The sequence below is a fragment of the Streptomyces sp. MMCC 100 genome (assembly GCF_041538145.2).
In the GTDB taxonomy this organism is placed as follows: domain Bacteria; phylum Actinomycetota; class Actinomycetes; order Streptomycetales; family Streptomycetaceae; genus Streptomyces.
Window position 1 is genome coordinate 5816820 of the sequence record NZ_JBGORK020000001.1, and the last position, 20645, is coordinate 5837464.

Genomic DNA, 20645 nt, shown 5'->3' on the forward strand with positions numbered 1-20645 from the left:
TGGGCGGGCGGGCGGACCGTCGTCGGCCGTGCGAGAAGCTACGCGCGGCCGGCCGTCTTCTGCGTCTTGCGGGTGATCGCGTCGATGACGACGGTCGCCAGCAGCACGCCACCGGTGATCATGTACTGGACCGGCGAGGCGATGCCCTCCAGGGCGAGGCCGTACTGGATCGAGACGATGACCATCACACCGAGCAGCGCGTCCCAGGTGCGGCCGCGGCCGCCGAACAGGGACGTACCGCCGATCACGGCCGCGGCGATGACGTTCATCAGGAACTCACCGGTGCCCGCGCCCTGGTTGGCGGCGGCGATCTTCGAGGCCACGAAGAGGCCGCCTATCGCGGCGAAGCCGCCGGCGATCGCGAAGACCGAGATCCGGACCAGCTCCACGTTGATACCGGCACGGCGGGACGCCTCGACACTGCCACCGAGGGCGAAGATCTTGCGACCGTAGGCGGTGCGGCGCAGCACGAAGTCCGTGAGCAGCAGGAACGCCAGGAAGATCACCACGGCCAGCGGCAGGCCCTTGTACTGGTTGAAGACGATCGCCACGGCGAAGGCCAGGATCGCGAGCAGCACCGTGCGCACGATGATCTCGTTCAGCGGCCGGGAGGGGATCCCGACGGCCTCGCGGCGGCGGTTGTCGAAGAACGCGCTGAGGAAGTATCCCGCGGTCACGACGATCGCCAGTCCGTAGGCGGCGGCCACGTCGCTGAAGTAGTAGCTGGTCATCTTCACGACCACACCCTCGGAGTCGAGGTTGATCGTGCCGTTGCTGCCCAGGATCTGCAGCATGAAGCCCTGCCAGAACAGCAGTCCGGCCAGCGTCACGGCGAAGGCCGGCACGCCGATGCGGGCGAAGACGAAGCCGTGGATGGCACCGGCCACGGTGCCGGTGAGGACCGCCAGCACCAGGGCGAGCCACTCGTTCATCCCGTGCGTGACGCTCAGCACCGCGAAGGTGGCGCCCGCGACACCGCTGACCGAGCCGACCGACAGGTCGATCTCGCCGAGCAGCAGGACGAAGACGATACCGACGGCGATCATGCCGGTGCCGACCATGGCGACCGACATGTCGGAGAAGTTGCCGGCGGTGAGGAAGTTGGAGTTCAGGCTGGTGAAGATGGCCCAGATGATCAGCAGTCCGACGACGACCGGGATGGACCCGAGGTCACCGGCCTTCATCTTCCGCTTGAACTCACTGATGTAGCCCGCGAAGCCCTGCTCGCGCACCAGCAGCCGCGGGTCGACCGCGGTGGCCGCGCCGGAGGCCGCGGCGGGGTTCTCCACCGCGCGGTCCTCGGCGGGGGTGGAGGTCTTGTCGATGCTCACTTCTTGATCTCCCCATTGGTGCGCGCCGCACGACGGGTCACGGCGTTCTCCGTGGCGCCCGTGATGGCGGAGATGATCTCTTCCTGCGAGGTCGACTTGACCTCGAAGACGCCGTTGTTGCGCCCGAGGCGCAGGACGGCGACCTTGTCGGCGACCGCCTTGACGTCGGCCATGTTGTGGCTGATGAGGATGACGGCGTGGCCGCGCTCGCGCAGCCGCTCCACGAGGTCGAGGACCTGCGCGGTCTGCTCGACGCCGAGGGCGGCGGTGGGCTCGTCCAGGATGACCAGCTTCGGATCGCCGAGCATGGACCGGGCGATCGCCACCACCTGGCGCTGACCGCCGGAGAGCGAGGCGATCGGGATACGGACGCTCGGGATGCGGATGGACAGCGTGTCGAGGAGCTCGCGGGAGCGGCGCTCCATCTCCACCTCGTCCAGGACGCCGCGCCTGCGGACCTCCCGGCCCAGGTAGAGATTGCCGACGACGTCGATGTTGTCGCACAGCGCGAGGTCCTGGTAGACGGTCGCGATGCCGAGGCTCTGGGCGTCGTGCGGCCTGTTGATCGAGACGGCCTTGCCGTCCCACTCGATGGCGCCCTCATCGATGGGGTGCACGCCGGCGATCGTCTTGACCAGCGTGGACTTTCCGGCGCCGTTGTCGCCCACCAGGGCGACCACCTCACCGGCGTGGACCTCAAGCTCTACGTCGGTGAGCGCCTGGACGGCACCGAATCGCTTGGAGACCCCGCGCAACGCCAGCACGGGCGTAGCGGACACGTGAACCATCTCCTTCGCCGCCTGACCCGGCGGGAGGTTGTGCAGAAGTTTGTTGGGGGGGTGTTCCGTCCGGCGCCCCGCGTAGCTTGCGGGGCTGATGAGTGCGGGGCGCCGGAGGAGCCGGGGCGGCCGGTCCCGGGCGGCTCAGCCGGCCCGGGAGGCGGATCCGCTTACTTGAGGCCGATCTTGTCGCAGGCGGCCTTGTACTTGTCCGTGCAGATCTCGTCGATCGTGTAGAAGCCGTCCTTGATGACGGTCTCCTTGATGTTGTCCTTGGTCAGCGAGACGACCGGGACGATGACCGCGGGGACGCCCTTGGTCGTGGTGCTGTCGACCTTGTCGTTGGCGATGGAGTCGAGCGACTCGCCCTTGGCGAGCGCGACGGCCATCTCGGCCGCGGTCTCGGCCTCCTTCGGGTAGGACTTGAAGACGCTCATGTACTGCTCGCCGGTGACGATGCGCTGCACGCCCGCGAGTTCGGCGTCCTGGCCGGTGACCGGGATGTTCGTGATGCCGGCGCGCTTCAGGGCGGTGATGGAGCCGCCCGCCATGCCGTCGTTGGCGGAGTAGACGCCGTCGATCTTGTCCTTGCCGAGCGCGGAGATCGCGGCGTCCATGTTGGCGTTGGCGTTCTCCGGCTTCCACTCCTTGGTGTCGTACTCGCGGCCGATCTTCACCTTGCCGTCGAGGACGGAGTGGGCGCCCTCCTTGAACTGGGCGGCGTTCGGGTCCGTGGAGGAGCCGTTCATCATGACGATCTGGCTGTCCTTGGCCTTGTCGCCCAGCGCCTTCAGGAGCGCCTCGCCCTGCGTCTTGCCGACGGTGACGTTGTCGAAGGAGGTGTAGGCGTCGATCGGGCCCTCGGCCAGACGGTCGAAGGCGACGACCTTGATGCCGGCGTCGTGGGCCTTCTTCACCGAGCCGGCGATGGCCTTGTAGTCCACCGCGTCGATGATGAGCACGTCCACCTTGTTGGTGATCATCGTCTCGACCTGCTGGTTCTGCAGGCTGGCGTCCTGCTTGGCGTTGTTGTAGACGACCTTGCCCTTGTTGTTCGTGAGCTCCTTGACCTTCTTCTCGATCATGGGCTTGTCGAACTTCTCGTACCGCGCGGTCTGGTTCTCCGGAAGGAGCAGACCGACCGTGATGTCGTCGCCCTTCTTCTTCGCGGCCGAGTCGGACGAGTCGTTGCCGTCGCCGGACTCCTTGGCACTGCCACAGGCGGCGAGAGAGACGGCCATGGCACCGGCGGCGATGGCAACGGCGGCGCGACGCATACGCGTGTTCACTTCACAAACCTCCCTGACGAGGCCGCGACGTTGCGGCCGAGGTGGCTGGAAGTCAACTCGGCCACACGTGCGACGTCAAGAAGTAAATCCTTAACGAGATGACAACGGTGCCATCCGTGCTCTAAGTGAAGGCAGGCGTGGCCGCCGGCAGCGCGCCGGTCGCAGATCCGTCCAAGAGCGTCGAATCGCCCATCTCGCTCAGGGCGAGGGCGAGGGCCCCCAGCACCTCCGCACGGCCCCCAAGGGCCCCGGGAAGTACGGAGAGTTGGCGCGCCGCGCTGGGGATGGCGTAACGCCCGACGGACTCCCTTATGGGCCCGAGCACCAGCTCACCGGCCTCGGCGAGATCGCCGCCGAGGACGACTCGGCTCGGGTTGAGCAGGTTGCAGAGGTTGGCGACTCCACTGCCGATGTGGCGGCCGACGTCGGCGATCACCCGACGGCAACCGGGGTCACCGTCCCGCGCCAGCCGCACCACGCCCTCCATCGTCAGATCGGTGCCGTGGCTGGGCTGGAGGAGCGGAAGCACATAGCGTGCTGCCGCGAAGGTCTCCAGGCAACCCCGGTTTCCGCACCGGCAGACGGGACCGGCCTCGTCGAGTGTGATATGCCCGATTTCGCCCGCTGTGCCGCCGGGCCCGCGATAGATCTTCCCGTTGATCACCAGACCGGCGCCGACGCCGCTGGCGACCTTGATGTACGCCAGGTCCCGCACTCCCCGGCCGCTGCCCCAGACGAGCTCGCCCAGGGCGCCGAGGTTGGCGTCGTTGTCCACGTGCACCGGCACGCCGAGCCGCCCCCGCAGCTCCTCGGCGGGCCGGGTGCCGCCCCAGCCGGGCAGGATGGCGGTGGAGCCCAGCGTCCCGGACTCCACGTCGATCGGCCCCGGTACGCCGAGACCCACTCCGGCGATCTTGGCGCGGTCCACGCCGGTGGCCGCGATCAACCGGCTGACCAGCTGTTCCGCCCGGTCGAAGCCCTGGGCCGCGGACGCGTCGACGTCCAGGGGCTCGGACTCCTCGGCGAGCACCTGGTGGGCGAGGTTGCCGACGGCGACGCGCAGGTGGGTGTGCCCGAAGTCCACGCCGATGACAATCCCGGCGTCGCCGCTCAGCGAGACGCTGCGGGCCCGCCGGCCGCCCGCGGAGGTGGGTGTGACCTCGACCGTTCCGCCGTCCTTGAGCTCCCGGACGATGTTCGAGACCGTGGCCGCGGACAGGCCCGTCGTCCTCGCGATCTCCGCCTGCGTGAGCGAACCGGCGAGCCGTACCGCTCGTACGACCCGTTCCAGGTTGGCTCGGTGCAGCGACGACTGCGACCCCGGAGTCTCCACGACGACCTCCTGCGCGCGGGGCCGCTTCGATGAGGCCCCTTCCATGTGCAACTAGTGAACCCTAAGCAGAGCCGTTCGGGTCACCTACCGTCAAGAGGTTGAACCGCATCCGGGTATCCCGTGCGGGCGGCCCCGCACACGAGCATGCCGCCCCCGGGGCTCCGGGAGCGGCATGCGGGTGAGTGTTCCGGGGGTTCCGGGGCCGGGGCGCTACTTCAGCGCACCCGCCGTGAGGCCCTGGACCACCTGGCGCTGGAAGATGATGTACGCGGCCAGCACCGGCAGCATCGCCATGACCAGGCCGGCGAACAGGCCCGACCAGTCGCCCTTGTACCCCTGGCTGACGGCCAGCTGTACCAGGCCCTGGGTGAGGACGTGCTTGTCCGGGTCCGTGTTCAGCACGGTCGGCAGCATGTACTGGTTCCACTGGCCCAGGAAGTTGAAGATCCCGACACTGATCAGGCCGGGCTTGGCCATCGGCAGCATGACCTGGAAGAACGTCCGGGTGTGCGAGGCCCCGTCCACGAAGGCGGCCTCGGCCACCGAACTGGGCAGGGTTCTGAAGAACCCGGTCAGGAAGAACACCGTGAAGGGCAGTGAATAGGCGATGTAGACCAGGATCAGCCCGTGGATGGTGTTCAGCATTCCCATGTTGTCCACGACGTAGAACAACGGGACCAGGGCGAGCATGATCGGGAAACTCATGCCGGCGATGAACAAGTAATAGATGAACCGGTTGCCCGGAAAGTCGAACCGGGCCAGCACATAGGCCGCCATGGAACCCAGTACCAGGGTGCCGACGAGCGAACCGCCCACCACCAGGACGGTGTTGAGGAAGTAGTCGCTCATGTGCGCCTGGGACCAGGCGCGCGACCAGTTGTCGAAGTTCAGCTTGTCCGGCAGCGACCAGGGCGAGCCGAAGATGGAGGCGTCGTCCTTGAAGGAGGTCATCACCGCCCACACCAGCGGCATACCGACCATGATCGCCCAGATGACGAGGACGCCGTGGGAGAAGACGTTGAGGGTGGTGCCCTCCTTCTTCCCCTCCTTCAGTCCGCCGGGGGCGGCCTGGGCCTTGAGGACGGGCGTACCGGGTTCGGCAGGCACGGGGGCGGGGGTCTCGGTCGTCTTCATTGCTCAGTACTCCAGCCGCTCGCGCCGTCCCAGCCGCATCACGACGGCGGCGAAGGCCAGCGTGACGAGGAGCAGGGCGACGCCGATGGTGGTGGCGTAGGCGGCCTGGCCGTCACGGAACGCCTTCTGGTACACGTACAGGACCATGACGGTGGTCGAGTAGTCGGGTCCGCCGGGTCCGGTCGTCATGATCTGCACGACCGCGAAGGACTCGGCGCCCAGTGCGAGGATGCCCATGTAGACCCAGCCGGACTGCACGGTGTCCCACAGCAGCGGCAGGGTCACCTTGAAGAAGGTGGTGGCGCGGGTCGCCCCGTCCAGCAGCGCGGCCTCGTACAGCTCCGCCGGGATGGAGGCCATGCCCGCGGAGAAGAGGACCACGAAGAAGCCGACCGTCGACCAGACGAGCACCGCCATCACGCACCACAGGGCGATGTTGGGGTCGCCGAGCCACAGCGGCTGGACTGAGTCCAGACCGATGCCGCGCAGCAGGGAGTTGATCGCGCCGCTGTCCGGGTTGTACGCGAACTGGAACAGCAGGGCGACGATCGCGATGGAGAGCACCTGCGGGAAGAAGTAGACGATCTTGTAGAAGCCGGAGCCGCGGACGCCGGTGACCGCCGGGCCGCCGCGGCGGCGCCGTCCGCCCACATTGATCATGAAGGCGAAGAACAGCGCCAGGCTGAGTGTCACCAGTGGCACCAGCAGGGCGAACATGACGCTGTGCTGCAACGACTTCCAGAAGATGTCGTCGTCGAGCATCCGCGAGTAGTTGTCGAAGCCGACCATCTTGAACTCGGGGCTCAGCCCCGTCCAGTCCGTGAACGAGTAGTAGATGGACTGGATGAACGGCCAGATGACGAAGAGCGCGTACAGTCCCAGGGGAACCGCAAGGAACCCCACGATGAACCGGTACTTGCCGTGCTGCATTGCTACCGACCCCGATCTGCGCGCGGGTGGCGCCGCCAGGGCCCGCCCGGCGCGGTGGCGCCGGACAGGCCCTGGTGACGCGTCCTCACTGGTGCTTGTAGTGCTTGATCGACGAGTCCTTGGCGGCTTCGTCGGCGTAGCCCTGGATCTTCTTGATGGTCTCGGCCGGGGTCATCCGGCCCGCCATCATCTCGCCCAGGCAGGAGACGCCGATCTTCTCCTTCTGGAGCTGCACGTACCAGTCCTGCATACGCGGGTTCACGACGTTGTCGCCGGCCAGTTCCAGCGCCGCGACACCCGACTTGAGGCCCGGGGTCAGCTCGATGCCGTCGGTACCGCCGTTGTAGGCGCTCAGTGACTTCACCTTGCTGGTGAAGTTCTTGGAGGACGCCTCGCTGAGCATGATGCGCAGCTGCTCCATGCCACCGGCGCCGTTGGCCGCCTTGGCGGGGACGATGAAGGGCTCACCGCCGGACGCCCAGATGGTGCCGAAGGGCATCTTGTCGCTGTCGTCGATGCCGGGCGGCGCGGAGACCGCGAGGTCGAAGTCGGCGGGGATGACCTTGGCCGACTCGTTCTCCACCCAGGAGCCGTTGGGGATGAAGAGGGCGTCGCCCTTGGCCCACGCGGTCTGCGACTGGATGTGGTCCAGGCCGGGGGTGCCCTTGAGGATGTAACCCTTCTTGTACAGCTCGTACCAGGCCTCGAAGACCGTCTTGACCGCCGGGTCCTTCCAGGCGTTCGGCTCCAGGTTGTCGATGGCGTCGATCACCTCGCGGCCGCCGACCTTGGCGATCATCGGGGACATCGAGAAGGGGATGTAGTACGGGTACTTGCCGGCGTACGTCCAGCCGGCCATGCCCTTCTTCTTGGCCTTGGCGCAGACCGCGAGCATCTCGTCCCAGGTCTTGGGGTACTCCGCGTCCAGGGAGTCCAGGGCCTTCTGCGAGTACCAGTTGCCGTACACCGTGTAGGCGTAGTACAGGATCCAGACCGGGTCGCCGTCGAACTGGCCCATCTCCACGATGCCGGGTCGCAGCGTGTCGCGGACCTTCTTGTTCGGGTCGTCGAAGGACGGGGCGTCGAGGAGCGGGGTGAGGTCGGCGAGCTGCTTCTTGCCGACCAGGACGCCCATGTCCATCTGCTCGGCGCCGGAGTTGTCGACGAGGTCGGGCGGGTTGCCGCCGTTGAAGCGCGGCTGGAGAGTGGACTGGATCTTCTGGGTGGCGGCGAACTTCACCTTGGCCTTCGGGAAGGCCTTCTCGTACAGCTTCACGGCGTCCTCGGCATACTCCTTGCCGAAGCCCCCGTCGAAGAGGACGAATTCCATCTGGGCGCTGTCGTTGACCGCGAGCGGGTTCTTGGCGGACTTCTCGCCCGCCTCGGCCTTCTTCTGGTCGTCCCCGCCGCCGCTCGCGCAGGCGGACAGGAAGCTCATCGTGGGTACGGAGATCAGGCCGAGCGCGGCGGACCGCTTGATCAGATCGCGGCGGCCGACGCCCGTACCGTTGTTCTCGGCGGAAGTGGATCCCATGCTCAAGTCCTCGCCTTCTCCAGGACTCAGGCGGTGAACCGGATCCTCCCCGGCACCGCGATCGGGTCACGCTGGGTCGTGCTGGGTCGTGCTGGGTCATGCTGGGCCGTGCTGGAAATGCGGATACTGCCGTGCAGTCACAGATGCTGTCACTGCTGTTCGAGGCGCTTGGGCGGTTCCTCGTCGCGGTTCCCCCCGTATCCCCCGGTGGCCGACAGGTATAGTCCACTTTCCGTCGGCGGAGCAAGATCGAATGCAAGGTTCCCGGTACGTCTTTTCCGAGTTGAGACCTCCCGGAAATATGCGTGCCCTGTGCATCGCATGGCGTAGGAATCCCCGCCATAACCCCCGAACGCCACATCCAACACCCTTGACATCACATGCCACTTGACCCCTACTGGTCCTTGCGCAGTTGAATTGACAACGTTGTCCCACAGCGCTGGGAGGGTGGCCAGGACATGCAGTACAGAGTTCGGCACAGATGGGGTCCGGCGGTCGTGACGGCGACCGCCTTCGCCTTGGCGGTGGGCTCGCAGGGGGCGGCGGTCGCCCTGCCCGGCGCGCCCGCGAAGGCCGACCGGGAGTTCGCGTCGTCCTTCGAGGCCGGCGACCCGGCTCCGGACTGGCTCGACACCGTGGACACCGGCGCGGACGGCGGCAAGCGGGCCTCCGGCGTGGACGGCGGGTTCAGCACCGGCATACCGGGCAACGTCACGGAGAACGTCACCGAGGTGCGGGCCAGCGCCGAGAACACGGGCGGCGGGGAGGTGAAGGAGAACCTCGTCGACAACGAGCCGGGCACCAAGTGGCTGACCTTCGCCCCGACCGGCTGGGTCGAGTTCGACCTGGACGCACCGCAGAAGATCGCCAAGTACGCGCTCACCTCGGCCAACGACCACGACGAACGCGACCCGGTGGACTGGACGCTGCAGGGCTCGGCGGACGGCGAGAACTGGCAGACACTCGACACCCGCTCCGGGGAAAGCTTCGGCGAGCGTTTCCAGACGAAGACGTACGAACTGTCCGAGACCGCCGAGTTCCAGCACTTCCGGCTGGAGATCACCAAGAACAACGGGGCCGGCGACGCGCTCCAGCTCGCCGACGTCCAGCTGGCCACCAGCGACACCGAGGTCCCCACCCCCGAGGACATGCTCTCCTCCGTCGACGAGGGTCCGACGGGCTCGCCCACCGCCAAGGCGGACGCGGGCTTCACCGGCACGCACGCGCTGCGCTACGCGGGCCGCCACACGGCGGACGGCCGGGCCTACTCGTACAACAAGGTCTTCGACGTCGACGTGAAGGTCGACCGGCGCACCGAGCTGTCGTACAAGATCTTCCCGTCGATGGCGGACGGCGACCTCGACTACGACGCCACGAACGTCTCCGTCGACCTCGCCTTCACCGACGGCACCTACCTCAGCGATCTCAAGGCCACCGACCAGCACGGGTTCCCGCTGACGCCACGCGGTCAGGGCGACGCCAAGATCCTTTACGTGAACCAGTGGAACAGCGTCGAGTCGGGCATCGGCTCGGTCGCGGCCGGCAAGACCGTCGACCGGATCCTGGTGGCGTACGACTCCGCCAAGGGCCCGGCGAAGTTCCGGGGCTGGCTGGACGACGTGGAGATCAAGCGGGCCGCGCCCGAGCGTCCCGCGGCCCACCTGTCCGACTACGCGCTCACCACCCGCGGCACCAACTCCAGCGGCAGCTTCTCGCGCGGCAACAACTTCCCCGCGACCGCCGTGCCGCACGGCTTCAACTTCTGGACGCCGGTGACCAACGCCGGTTCGCTCAGCTGGCTCTACGAGTACGCGCACGGCAACAACGACGACAACCTGCCCACCCTGCAGGCGTTCAGCGCGAGCCACGAGCCGAGCCCGTGGATGGGCGACCGGCAGACCTTCCAGGTGATGCCCTCGGCCGCCTCCGGCACCCCGGACACCGGCCGGGACGCCCGCGAGCTGGCCTTCCGGCACGAGAACGAGACCGCCAAGCCGTACTACTACGGCGTGCGGTTCGAGAACGGCCTCAAGGCCGAGATGACGCCGACCGACCACGCGGCGATGATGCGCTTCACCTACCCCGGTGACGACGCGAGCGTGATCTTCGACAACGTCGAGGACCAGGCCGGCCTGACCCTGGACAAGGAGAACGGCACCTTCACCGGCTACTCGGACGTCAAGTCCGGCGGCTCCACGGGCGCCACCCGCCTCTTCGTCTACGGCGAGTTCGACAGCAAGGTCACCGGCGGCGACTCCAGCGGCGTCAAGGGCCACCTGCGCTTCGACGCCGGCCGGGACCACGCCGTGACCCTGCGCATCGCGACCTCGCTGATCAGCGTCGACCAGGCGAAGGACAACCTGCGCCAGGAGATCCCGAAGCGCACCTCCTTCGACAAGGTCAAGCGCGACGCCCAGAAGCAGTGGGACCGCATCCTCGGCAAGGTCGAGGTCGAGGGCGCCACGCGGGACCAGCTGACCACGCTGTACTCCAGCCTCTACCGCCTGTACCTGTACCCGAACGCGGGCCACGAGAAGGTCGACGGGAAGTACAAGTACGCCTCCCCGTTCTCCAAGGCGGTCAAGGAGGACACGCCGACGGAGACCGGCTCGAAGATCGTGGACGGCAAGGTCTACGTCAACAACGGCTTCTGGGACACGTACCGGACCACCTGGCCCGCCTACTCGTTCCTGACCCCGTCCCAGGCCGGTGAGCTGGTCGACGGCTTCGTGCAGCACTACAAGGACGGCGGCTGGACCTCGCGCTGGTCCTCCCCCGGCTACGCGGACCTGATGACCGGCACCTCCTCCGACGTGGCCTTCGCGGACGCCTACGTCAAGGGCGTCGACTTCGACGCGAAGGCGGCCTACGACGCGGCCCTCAAGAACGCCACCGTCGTGCCCCCGTCCTCCGGCGTGGGCCGCAAGGGCATGGAGACCTCACCCTTCCTCGGCTACACCAGCACCGAGACGCACGAGGGCCTGTCGTGGGCGCTGGAGGGCTACCTCAACGACTACGGCATCGCCAAGATGGGCGAGAAGCTCTACAAGGAAACCGGCGAGAAGCGGTACAAGGAGGAGTCCGCGTACTTCCTCAACCGCGCCCAGGACTACGTCAACCTCTTCGACGCGAAGGCCGGCTTCTTCCAGGGCAAGGACGCCAAGGGCAACTGGCGCGTGGACTCCGACCAGTACGACCCGCGCGTGTGGGGCTACGACTACACGGAGACCAACGGCTGGGGCTACGCCTTCACCGCCCCGCAGGACAGCCGCGGCCTCGCCAACCTGTACGGCGGGCGCAAGGGCCTCGGCGACAAGCTCGACGAGTACCTCTCGACCCCGGAGACGGCCTCCCCGGACCTGAAGGGCTCCTACGGCGGCGTCATCCACGAGATGGTCGAGGCGCGGGACGTCCGCATGGGCATGTACGGGCACTCCAACCAGGTCGCCCACCACGCCCTGTACATGTACGACGCGGCCGGGCAGCCGTACAAGACGCAGAAGAACATCCGCGAGGTGCTCCAGCGTCTGTACACCGGCAGCGACATCGGCCAGGGCTACCACGGCGACGAGGACAACGGCGAGCAGTCGGCCTGGTTCCTCTTCTCCTCGCTCGGCTTCTACCCGCTGGTGATGGGCAGTGGCGAGTACGCCGTCGGGTCCCCGCTGTTCACCAAGGCGACGGTGCACCTGGAGAACGGCCGCGAGCTGGTCGTCAAGGCGCCGAAGAACAGCACGAAGAACGTCTACGTGCAGGGCCTCAAGGTCAACGGCAAGCGCTGGAACTCCACTTCGCTCCCCCACTCGCTGCTCGCCAAGGGCGGCGTCCTGGAGTTCGACATGGGCGCGAAGCCGTCCTCGTGGGGCACCGGCGAGAACGCGGCACCGCCGTCGGTCACCGAGGACGACGAGGTGCCGACCCCGCGCGCCGACGCCGTCGAGGGCGAGGGCGCGCTGTTCGACAACACGTCGGGGACGGACGCGAAGGTGACGTCGGTGGACCTGCCGGTGTCCGGCAAGGGCGTCAAGGCGGTCCAGTACACGCTGACCTCGTCCGCGGACCACGCCGCGGCACCGGCCGGCTGGAAGCTCCAGGGCTCGGCCGACGGCACCACCTGGCGGACGCTGGACGAGCGCTCGGGCGAATCCTTCGCCTGGGACCGGCAGACCCGGGCGTTCTCGGTGAAGTCGCCGGGCTCGTACGCCCGGTACCGGCTGGTCCTGGACGGCGAGCACACGCTGGCGGAGGTGGAACTGCTGGCGTAGCCGACGGGTCCGACTGACGGACGGGCGGCGGGTTCGGGCTTCGGCCGGGACCCGCCGTTCCCTTGTTCCGTCCCTTCCTTCGCACCGACGCATGCACCAGGATGAGCGGGCGCAGTCGGCGGCCGCCGGGTGCGTCACACGTCGTCGGAGGGGCGGTCGCTCGACGCATGCGGGACTCGGACGGCAAGGACATCGACCCGGCCTGGCTGCCGGACGCCGCCTTCCGCGCGGTCGGCACCCGTTGCACCCTCGTGCGCGGGACCGGACCGCTCGCGGAGACGGTGCGCGGTGAAGTGGCGGCCGCCTGCGAGCGGTTCGGCGGCGCCCTGGTACGCGAGGACGCCCCGGCCGATCTCGTGCTGGAGCTGACCGGCGGGGGCGGGGCCGGGGACGCCGGAGCCGCCAGGGACTTCGGGGACTTCGGCGACGAGGGCTTCGCGTACACCCGTGCGGACGGCCGGACCACCGTCACGGCGTCCGGCGGACGCGGGCTGCTGTACGGCCTGTTCCACGTCGTGCGGCTCGGCGAGGCGGCGTTTCGGGGCGGGCCCGTCCGCGAGGTGCACCGCCCGGCCCTCGCGCTGCGGATGCTGGACCACTGGGACAACGTGGCCGTGCACCCGGTGATGGGCCAGGTCGAGCGGGGCTACGCGGGCGGTTCGCTGTTCTGGTCCGACGGCCTGGCCCGCGACGGCCTGGACCGGGTGCGGGCGTACGGCAGGCTGCTCGCGGCCTGCGGGATCAACGCGGTCTGCGTCAACAACGTCAACGTCCACGAGGCCGAGGCGCACCTGCTCACCGACCGGATCGGCGAGGTCGCGGCGATCGCCGGCGCGCTGCGGCCCTACGGCGTGCGCACGCACCTGTCGGTCACCTTCGCGGCGCCGGTCGTCCTCGGCGCGCTGCCCACCGCCGACCCGCTGGACGCCGGGGTGCGTCAGTGGTGGGCCGGGGCGACGGAGCGGGTGTACGAGGCGATCCCGGACTTCGGCGGGTACGTGGTGAAGGCCGACTCGGAGGGACAGCCGGGCCCGTTCGCGTACGGCCGCACGCACGCCGACGGCGCCAACCTGCTGGCCGCCGCGCTCGCCCCGTACGGCGGCACCGTGCACTGGCGGGCCTTCGTCTACGACCACCGCCAGGACTGGCGGGACCGGTCGACGGACCGCGCCCGGGCCGCGTACGACCACTTCGTGCCGCTGGACGGCGACTTCGCCGCGAACGCGGTGCTCCAGGTCAAGCACGGCCCGATGGACTTCCAGGTGCGCGAGCCCCTCTCGCCGCTGATCGGCGCGATGCCGGGCACCCGGCTCGCGGTGGAGGTGCAGGCCACGCAGGAGTACACCGGGCAGCAGCGGCATGCGTGCTGGCTGGGCCCGATGTGGAGCGAGGCGCTGCGGTTGCGCCCGGACGGTGAGGTGAGCGTCGGGCGGCTGGCGGACGCCCTGGTGGCGGTGTCCAACGTGGGCGACGACCCGTTCTGGACCGGCCACCCGCTCGCCCAGGCCAACCTGTACACCTTCGGGCGGCTCGCCTGGGACCCGGCGGCGGACCCGCGCGCGGTCCTCGGCGAGTGGATCACGCTGACCCACCCGGGAGCCGGGCAGCGGCTGGCCGAGGGCCTGCACGCCGTCCTCGACGGCTCCTGGTCGACGTACGAGAAGTACACCGCCCCGCTCGGCGTCGGGTTCATGGTCCAGCCCGGGCACCACTACGGGCCGAGCGTGGACGGCTACGAGTACAGCCCCTGGGGCACCTACCACTTCGCCGACCGCGACGGCGTCGGTGTGGACCGCAGCGCGGCGACCGGCACCGGGTACGCGGCCCAGTACGCGGGGCCCTGGGCGGAGCTGTACGAGTCGCCCAAGACCTGCCCCGACGAGCTTCTCCTGTTCTTCCACCACGTGCCCTACGGCCATGTGCTGCACAGCGGGAAGACCGTGATCCAGCACATCTACGACACGCACTTCGAGGGCGTCGAGGAGGCCGAGGAGGCCCGCCGGGTGTGGGCGGGCCTCGTGGACCTGGTGGAGCCCGCCCGGCACGCGCGGGTGGCGGAGCGGTACGAGGAGCAGGTGCGGTCCGCCCGGGAGTGGCGCGACCAGGTCAACAGCTACTTCCTGCGGAAGTCGGGGGTGCCGGACGAGCGGGGGCGGACGATCTACTGAAGGCGCAGGACCGCGACCCCGTTCGGGTCGAGGACGAGCGGCTCGCCGCGGTCCGTGCGCTTGCCGGTGAGAAGGTCCTCCGCGGTGGCGTGGGCCGTCAGGCGGGCCGGTTCGGGGGCGTGGTTGAGGAGGAAGAGCAGGCGGGTGCCGTCGGGGGTGACGCGGGTCGCGGTCTCGACGGCGGGGTGGTCCGCGTAGGGGCCGACCAGGTCGTGCCGGGCCAGGACGCGGCGGACCACGTGGTCGACGCCCGGCTGGTCGAGGGCGGTCGCGACGTACCAGGCCTCGCCCGCGCCGACGCGGTGGCGGGTGACGGCCGGGGTGCCGGCGTAGAAGTCGGCGCCGTACGTGCCGACCGGCTCCGCGCCGCGCGGCAGCACGATCTCGAAGACGTGGCGGGCGGTCGTGTGCAGCTCCCCGAGGTCGACCGGTTGGACGACGTCTTCCGGGCGGGAGTCCCACTCGTCGATCCGGATGCCCAGCAGCGGGGCGAGCGGACCGGGCACGTCGGTGAGGAACGCGCGGTCGTGCTCGTCGCAGCGCGCGGTGAGGAAGGTGGCGAGCACGCTGCCGCCCCGGCGGGTCAGTGCGGTGAGACGGTCGGCCAGGGCGTCCTTGACCAGGTGCAGTACGGGGGCGAAAACCACGTCGTACGGGGTCAGGTCGGCCGTGACCGGGACGACGTCCACGTCGGCGCCGGCCTCGCGGGCGGCCCGGTAGTAGGCGTGGACGACGTCGGGGTAGCGGACCGCGCGGGAGGGGCCGTCGGAGATCTCCAGGGCCCACCAGCTGTCCCAGTCGAAGAGCAGCGCGGTACGGGCGGGGGTGCGGGCGCCGAGGGTCGCCTCGCCGAGAGCGGCCAGCTCCCGGCCCAGTTCGGCGACCTCGCGGAAGACGCGGGTGTCGTTGCGGCCGGCGTGGCCGATGACGGCGCCGTGGTACTTCTCGCAGGCGCCGCGTGAGGCGCGCAGCTGGAAGTAGAGCGTGGCGTCGGCGCCGTGGGCGACCGCCTGCCAGGTGGCGAGGCGCAGTTCGCCGGGGCGGCGCAGGGGGTTGGCGTCGCGGCAGGCCGTGGTGGACGGCGTCTGTTCCATCAGCCAGAAGGGGGCGCCGTCCTTGAGGCCGCGCGTCAGGGCGTGTCCGAGGGCGGCCCGGGTCGGCGGGGCGTCCGGGGGCGGGTAGCTGTCCCAGGACGCGAAGTCGAGGTGGGGCGCCCAGCGGTGGTAGTCCAGCGGGCGGTACAGGCCCATGAAGTTGGTGGTGACGGGGGTGTCCGGGTCGTGGGCGCGGATCGCCTCCTTCTCGGCGAGGAAGCAGCCGAGCAGGGCGTCGGTGGTGAAGCGGTGGTAGTCCAGGGTGATGCCCTGGAAGGCGGTGTGGTCGGGGCCGCGCCAGTGCTCGGTGAGCGCGCTGGGCGGTTCGATCTGGTCCCAGTCGGTGTAGCGGTGCGACCAGAAGGTGGTCCACCAGGCGTCGTTCAGCGCGTCGAGGGTCCCGTACCGCTCGCGCAGCCGGCCGCGGAAGGCGTCGGCGCAGCGGTCGCAGTAGCAGGCGCCGCCGTACTCGTTGTTGATGTGCCAGGCGAGCAGGGCGGGGTGGTCGGCGTAGCGCTCGGCGAGGCGGGCCGCCAGCGCGGTGGCCGCGTCGCGGTACGCCGTCGAGCTGGGGCAGAAGTTGTGGCGCTGTCCGTAGCGGTGGCGGCGGCCCTCGAAGTCGGTGCGATTGACCTCGGGGTGGCTCTTGGCGAGCCAGGGCGGGAGGGCGGCGGTGCCGGTGGCCAGGCAGACCCGGCGGCCTTCGGCGGCGGCGCGGTCGAGGACGCGGTCGAGCATCGTGAAGTCGTACGTGTCGGGGCCGGGTTGGGTGAGGGACCAGGAGAAGACGCCGACGGTGAGGGTGTCGATGGCCGCCTCGGTGAACAGGCGGTGGTCGTCGTCCCAGACGTCCTCGGGCCACTGCTCGGGGTTGTAGTCGCCGCCGTAAGAGATCTTCGGGGTGCGTGGCGCTGTCATGCGGTGAACTCCTCCTGGGTCTCGGTGATCACCGGTCGGCTGCTGTGCAGCAGGGAGAGCAGCAGGGGCGCGGCCAGCAGGGCGGGCAGGGCCTCGGTCAGCAGGGCGGTCAGGGCGGCGGTCAGGAGCAGCAGGGATGCGGCGCCGAGGGTGGCGCGGGGGTGCCGGAGCAGGAAGTACGCGGCGAGGCGGGCGGTGTCGCGGGTGCGGAAGGTGAACAGGGAGGTGAGGACGAGGGCGTGCGCCCCCCACAGGAGGGAGCCGGCGCCCACGAGCGCGAGCAGCACCGCCCACCAGCCGGGCAGTCCGGTGGCCGTGAAGTGGGTGAGGGTGAAGGCGATGACGGTGAGCCAGGCCAGCAGGGGCGCCCACAGTCGCAGCGCCGGGAGGGCGCCCAGCCGCCAGCCGCGCGCGTAGGCGCGGGCCGGGTGGAGTTCGGTGAGGTCGGCGCTGCGATGGTGCAGGGCGTACACGGCGGCGGACAGGGCGGGTCCGAGGGGCAGCAGGCAGAGGGCGGCGAGGGGGAGGTTGGCGGGGTCGGGGGCGAGGAGGAAGAGACCGGCGAGGCCCGGTGCAGCGGCCAGGAGCAGCAGGGCCTCGACGGTGAGCAGGGTGTGGATGAGGGCGGCCGCGCGGGAGAGGACGCCGGTGCCGAAGTCGGCGGTGCGGGCGGTGCTCACACCGCATCCCGGCCGAGCAGGCGGCGCTCGTCCCACCAGGTGGGGGTCTCGTCCTCGACGGGGCTCAGCTCGACGAAGGCGACCTCGTGCCGGGCGAGGGTGAGGGGCAGGTCCACGCGGCCGTTCTCGATCGGCAGGCTCCGGTGGGTGCGGGCGGGCTCGGCGGCCTCGTGGAGGACGTCGAGCTGGCGGGGGCGGGGTGAGCGGGGGCTGCCCATGCGGCGCCAGGCGGTGTACGCGTTGCCGTGCTCCTCGTCGACGGTGAGGCGCCGGACGAACGCCGCGCCCTGTCCGCCGACGGGGCCGACCGGCAGGGACAGCCGCAGCGCGTGCGCCTCCGGCCCGGGTGTGGCGCCGGACGGATCGACGGGCGCCCAGGCCAGGACGGTGACCCGGCCGTCCGGGTGCCGGGTGACGAGGTGGTCGTCGCCGCGGGCCAGCAGGTCGGCGCCCATGCGGGCGAGGAAGGCGTACAGGTGGAAGGTCGGTTTCCTGACCTGCCGGTGGGTGAGCAGCCCGAAGCCGCCGTGGAACAGGGATGTGGGGACGCCGGCCTCCTCGAAGACGTCGCTGAACGTCCAGTACGAGAAGGAGTCGACGAGGTCCCCGCCGCCCGCCAGGACGGGGGCGAGGTAGGCGGCGTGGAAGGCGGTGTCGTGGACGTGGTTGTCGGGCCGGTAGGAGGAGTTGAACTCGGTGATGTGCACGGGCACGTCCGCGAGCCGGGTGCCCTTGAGGGTGCGGCGGGGCTCGGCGAACTGGTCGAGCAGCTTGCCCGCCGGGGCGAGCGTCTGGTGCACGCCGAAGGGGACGTGCTGGGCGGGCCCGGAGCTGTAGGCGTGGCGGGAGACGAAGTCGACGGGCACGTCCCGGCGTTCGGCGAACTCGGCGAACCGCTCCAGCCAGTCGGGCCCGGCCCCGGGGGACACCGCCGGGCCGCCCACCTGGAGCCCGGCGTCCACCTCCTTCACGGCGTGTGCGGTGGCCTCGTACAGGCGGTGGTAGGCGTCCTGGTCCGCGTGCTGCCAGAAGTCGGGCAGGTCGGGTTCGTTCCACACCTCGACGGGCCAGGTGCGCACCTCGTCGAGGCCGTAGCGGTCGACGAGGTGGGCGAGCGTCGCCTGGACGAGCGCGGTCCACTCGGCGAGGTCGTGGGGCGGGGTGACGTTGCCGCGCCACCAGAACACCGTCTGTTCGCCGCTCGCCAGGCCGCCCGGCATGAAGCCGAGTTCGAGGAAGGGGCGGACGCCCGCCGCGAGGTAGGCGTCGACGACCTGGTCGACATGGGTGAAGGAGTGGTGGACGTACCGGGTGCCCTGGTGGGTGTAGGGGCGGTGGACGGCCATGCCGTCGCTGAACAGGCCGTGGCCGCGGATGTGCCGGAAGCCGATCTCGCGCTGGAGCAGGGCGAGGGAGTCCTGGTAGTCGCGGCGCAGGGCGAGGTCGAGGCGGCCGGTGCCGACGCAGGTGCGCCAGGCGTCGGGGAAGGTGCCGGCCGGTTCGGCCGGGACGTGGACGCGGGTCACCCCTGCTCCTTCCGGAACCGCTCGTAGGCCTTGTTGTGCACGTCGACCAGCCGTTCCATGTTCTTGGCCTTCAGCTCGGTCAGGTAGGCGTTCCACTCGGACAGGGGGCGCTTGCCGAGGATGAACTGGAGGGTGTTCTGCCGTACGTGGTCCTTGAGGGGGGTGTCCCAGAGGGTGGCCTGTTCCTGCTCCACGGACTGGAGGGGGTGGGCCGGGTCGACGGGGAGCTCCTTGCGCTGCGACATCGCCTCCTGGAACTTCTTCTCGTCGGGGCTGAAGGAGGAGGAGACCAGTTCCCAGCTGCCGCCGTAGGAGAAGACGCCGTTGTAGACGCCGTAGTCCTTCTGGAGGTCCTTGGGGGCGTCCGGGTCGGAGCCCATGAGGCTGATGCCGTCGGCGACCCGGTACGTGCCGCCGGACTTGGTGTAGGTGACGCCCTCGACGCCCCACTTGGTGAACTTCTGGCCCTCGTCGGAGTACCAGAGCCAGTCCACGAACTGCATGAGGGCGACGAAGTCGTCGCGCTTCAGGGCGTCGCTGGAGATCATCATGCCGTTCTCCAGCCGGGAGCCGCCGAGCACCACCGGTCCCGCAGGCCCGAGCGGCACCGGAATCATCTCGATCTTCGCGCCCTTGACCTGTCGCTGGAGGTTGTACCGGTAGTTCTGCACCAGTTCCTGCGGGTTGGCGCTGATCGCGAAGGACTTCTCGGAGAGGAGTTTCTTGACCGCCTCGTCGTCGCTCTGGGTGAAGCCCTCGGGGTCCATCAGCTTCTCGTCGACGAGCCCGCGCAGATACTCGATCATCTGCCGGTAGCCGTCCGTGGCGCCGGTGAAGACGAACTCCCCGGCCTTCGCGTCCCAGCTGGTGTTCAGGTACGACCAGCCGGCCCGGACGCCGTGGGCCTGGCCGATGTAGCCGAGCAGGGCGCCGCCCGGTTCGGGCTGGTTCCAGCGGTCGGAGAAGGGGTGGCTGCCGGGGTACTCCGACTTGAGCGCCCGGAAGACGTCGGCCGTCTCCTCCAGGGTGGACGGCAGGCTCAGGCCCAGCTCGTCGAGGACGTCGGTGCGCAGCGCGAGGGAGTAGCCGGACTTGACCTTCTCGTGCAGGCCGGGCAGCAGGTAGTACCTGCCGTCGGACTGGCGCAGGGAGTCCACCTCCGGCTCCAGCTTCCATCTGCTGACCTTGTCGCGGAAGTTGGGCATCAGCTTCACGTACTCGCTGACGGCGAGGACGGAGCCGGACGACACGAAGGGGGTCTCCTGCCCGGGGTAGGTCTTGGGCAGGAGCAGGGGGGCGTCGCCCGCACCGACGAGCAGGCTGCGCTTCTTCTCGTAGTCGCTGAGCGGGACGTCGGTGCGCTTGAAGGTGACGCCGGTGCGCTTGGTCAGCTCCTTCCAGAGCAGCCAGTCGTCCTTCGGCGGGTAGTTGGGGTTGCTGAGGTGCAGGAGTGAGAAGGTGAGCGGCTTGGCGGCCTTGAACTGCTGCCCGGTCCGGTACTCCTTCATCGCGCCGTCCTGCTTCTTCGACAGGTCCTTGGAGTCCCCGCCGTCGTCGCCGCTGCCGCAGCCGGTGAGCGCGGCGAGGCCGGCGAAGCCCGCCGCTGCCAGGACCTGACGTCGCGAAAGATGCCCTGCGTTCTTCACGGTTACTCCCTCGGTGTG

13 protein-coding genes are annotated in these 20645 nt (G+C 69.6%); 2 read left to right on the forward strand and 11 right to left on the reverse strand.

Features of this window, described 5'->3' with window-relative positions; translation table 11 throughout:
- Positions 1-38: 38 nt before the first annotated feature.
- The 7 genes from ABS735_RS26985 to ngcE all read right to left on the reverse strand — a co-directional run bounded on the left by ABS735_RS26985 (position 39) and on the right by ngcE (position 8330).
- On the reverse strand, positions 39-1331 hold the full coding sequence (locus ABS735_RS26985) for a sugar ABC transporter permease (RefSeq protein WP_373903662.1): 1293 nt from the start codon (positions 1329-1331) through the stop codon (positions 39-41).
- A complete protein-coding gene (locus tag ABS735_RS26990) occupies positions 1328-2119 on the reverse strand; it encodes an ATP-binding cassette domain-containing protein (protein ID WP_373903661.1) in 792 nt (263 codons plus the stop codon). Before ABS735_RS26990 ends, ABS735_RS26985 begins: the two co-directional genes overlap by 4 nt.
- Positions 2120-2280: 161 nt before the next feature.
- A complete protein-coding gene (locus ABS735_RS26995; protein WP_373903951.1) occupies positions 2281-3387 on the reverse strand; it encodes an ABC transporter substrate-binding protein in 1107 nt (368 codons plus the stop codon).
- Positions 3388-3520: 133 nt separating this feature from the next.
- Complete coding sequence (locus ABS735_RS27000) at positions 3521-4732, reverse strand: ROK family transcriptional regulator (protein WP_133886351.1); 1212 nt, start codon at positions 4730-4732, stop codon at positions 3521-3523.
- A 210-nt stretch (positions 4733-4942) separates the two neighbouring features.
- Positions 4943-5866, reverse strand: a complete 924-nt coding sequence (locus ABS735_RS27005; RefSeq protein ID WP_373903660.1) for a carbohydrate ABC transporter permease — start codon at positions 5864-5866, stop codon at positions 4943-4945.
- Positions 5867-5869: 3 nt separating this feature from the next.
- Positions 5870-6796, reverse strand: coding sequence for a carbohydrate ABC transporter permease (locus ABS735_RS27010; RefSeq protein ID WP_373903659.1), 927 nt, complete (start codon positions 6794-6796; stop codon positions 5870-5872).
- An 85-nt stretch (positions 6797-6881) separates the two neighbouring features.
- On the reverse strand, positions 6882-8330 hold the full coding sequence (ngcE, locus tag ABS735_RS27015; protein WP_373903658.1) for an N-acetylglucosamine/diacetylchitobiose ABC transporter substrate-binding protein: 1449 nt from the start codon (positions 8328-8330) through the stop codon (positions 6882-6884).
- Positions 8331-8788: 458 nt separating this feature from the next.
- Here ngcE and ABS735_RS27020 point away from each other — a divergent pair, with 458 nt between their 5' ends.
- Together ABS735_RS27020 and ABS735_RS27025 are read left to right on the forward strand one after the other, a co-directional pair.
- On the forward strand, positions 8789-12595 hold the full coding sequence (locus ABS735_RS27020) for a GH92 family glycosyl hydrolase (RefSeq protein WP_373903657.1): 3807 nt from the start codon (positions 8789-8791) through the stop codon (positions 12593-12595).
- Positions 12596-12762: 167 nt separating this feature from the next.
- A complete protein-coding gene (locus ABS735_RS27025) occupies positions 12763-14763 on the forward strand; it encodes an alpha-glucuronidase (protein WP_373903656.1) in 2001 nt (666 codons plus the stop codon).
- On the opposite strand, the gene ABS735_RS27030 is transcribed toward ABS735_RS27025, so the two are convergent.
- From ABS735_RS27030 to ABS735_RS27045, 4 genes are read right to left on the reverse strand one after another with little or no spacing between them, the layout of a single operon-like run.
- Entirely contained in the window at positions 14757-16775 is a 2019-nt protein-coding gene (locus ABS735_RS27030; RefSeq protein WP_373903655.1) for a beta-galactosidase, read from the reverse strand. The two genes, ABS735_RS27025 and ABS735_RS27030, sit on opposite strands and share 7 nt — an antisense overlap.
- Entirely contained in the window at positions 16772-17455 is a 684-nt protein-coding gene (locus ABS735_RS27035; protein WP_373903654.1) for a hypothetical protein, read from the reverse strand. The genes ABS735_RS27030 and ABS735_RS27035 overlap by 4 nt, the downstream gene beginning before the upstream one ends.
- The gene (locus tag ABS735_RS27040; protein WP_373903653.1) at positions 17452-18981 is read right to left on the reverse strand and encodes a GH39 family glycosyl hydrolase; all 1530 of its coding nucleotides are present in this window, start codon (positions 18979-18981) and stop codon (positions 17452-17454) included. The genes ABS735_RS27035 and ABS735_RS27040 overlap by 4 nt, the downstream gene beginning before the upstream one ends.
- Positions 18978-20627, reverse strand: coding sequence for an ABC transporter substrate-binding protein (locus ABS735_RS27045; protein WP_373903652.1), 1650 nt, complete (start codon positions 20625-20627; stop codon positions 18978-18980). The genes ABS735_RS27040 and ABS735_RS27045 overlap by 4 nt, the downstream gene beginning before the upstream one ends.
- Positions 20628-20645: the final 18 nt, after the last annotated feature.

Excerpts from the sequence above, each read along its gene's own strand:
- ABS735_RS26990 (WP_373903661.1), bottom strand. The coding sequence starts at position 2,119 with ATGGTTCACGTGTCCGCTACGCCCGTGCTGGCGTTGCGCGGGGTCTCC.
- ABS735_RS26995 (WP_373903951.1), bottom strand. The coding sequence starts at position 3,387 with ATGCGTCGCGCCGCCGTTGCCATCGCCGCCGGTGCCATGGCCGTCTCT.
- ABS735_RS27005 (WP_373903660.1), bottom strand. The coding sequence starts at position 5,866 with ATGAAGACGACCGAGACCCCCGCCCCCGTGCCTGCCGAACCCGGTACG.
- ABS735_RS27010 (WP_373903659.1), bottom strand. The coding sequence starts at position 6,796 with ATGCAGCACGGCAAGTACCGGTTCATCGTGGGGTTCCTTGCGGTTCCC.
- ngcE (WP_373903658.1), bottom strand. The coding sequence starts at position 8,330 with ATGGGATCCACTTCCGCCGAGAACAACGGTACGGGCGTCGGCCGCCGC.
- ABS735_RS27020 (WP_373903657.1), top strand. The coding sequence starts at position 8,789 with ATGCAGTACAGAGTTCGGCACAGATGGGGTCCGGCGGTCGTGACGGCG.
- ABS735_RS27025 (WP_373903656.1), top strand. The coding sequence starts at position 12,763 with ATGCGGGACTCGGACGGCAAGGACATCGACCCGGCCTGGCTGCCGGAC.
- ABS735_RS27030 (WP_373903655.1), bottom strand. The coding sequence starts at position 16,775 with ATGACAGCGCCACGCACCCCGAAGATCTCTTACGGCGGCGACTACAAC.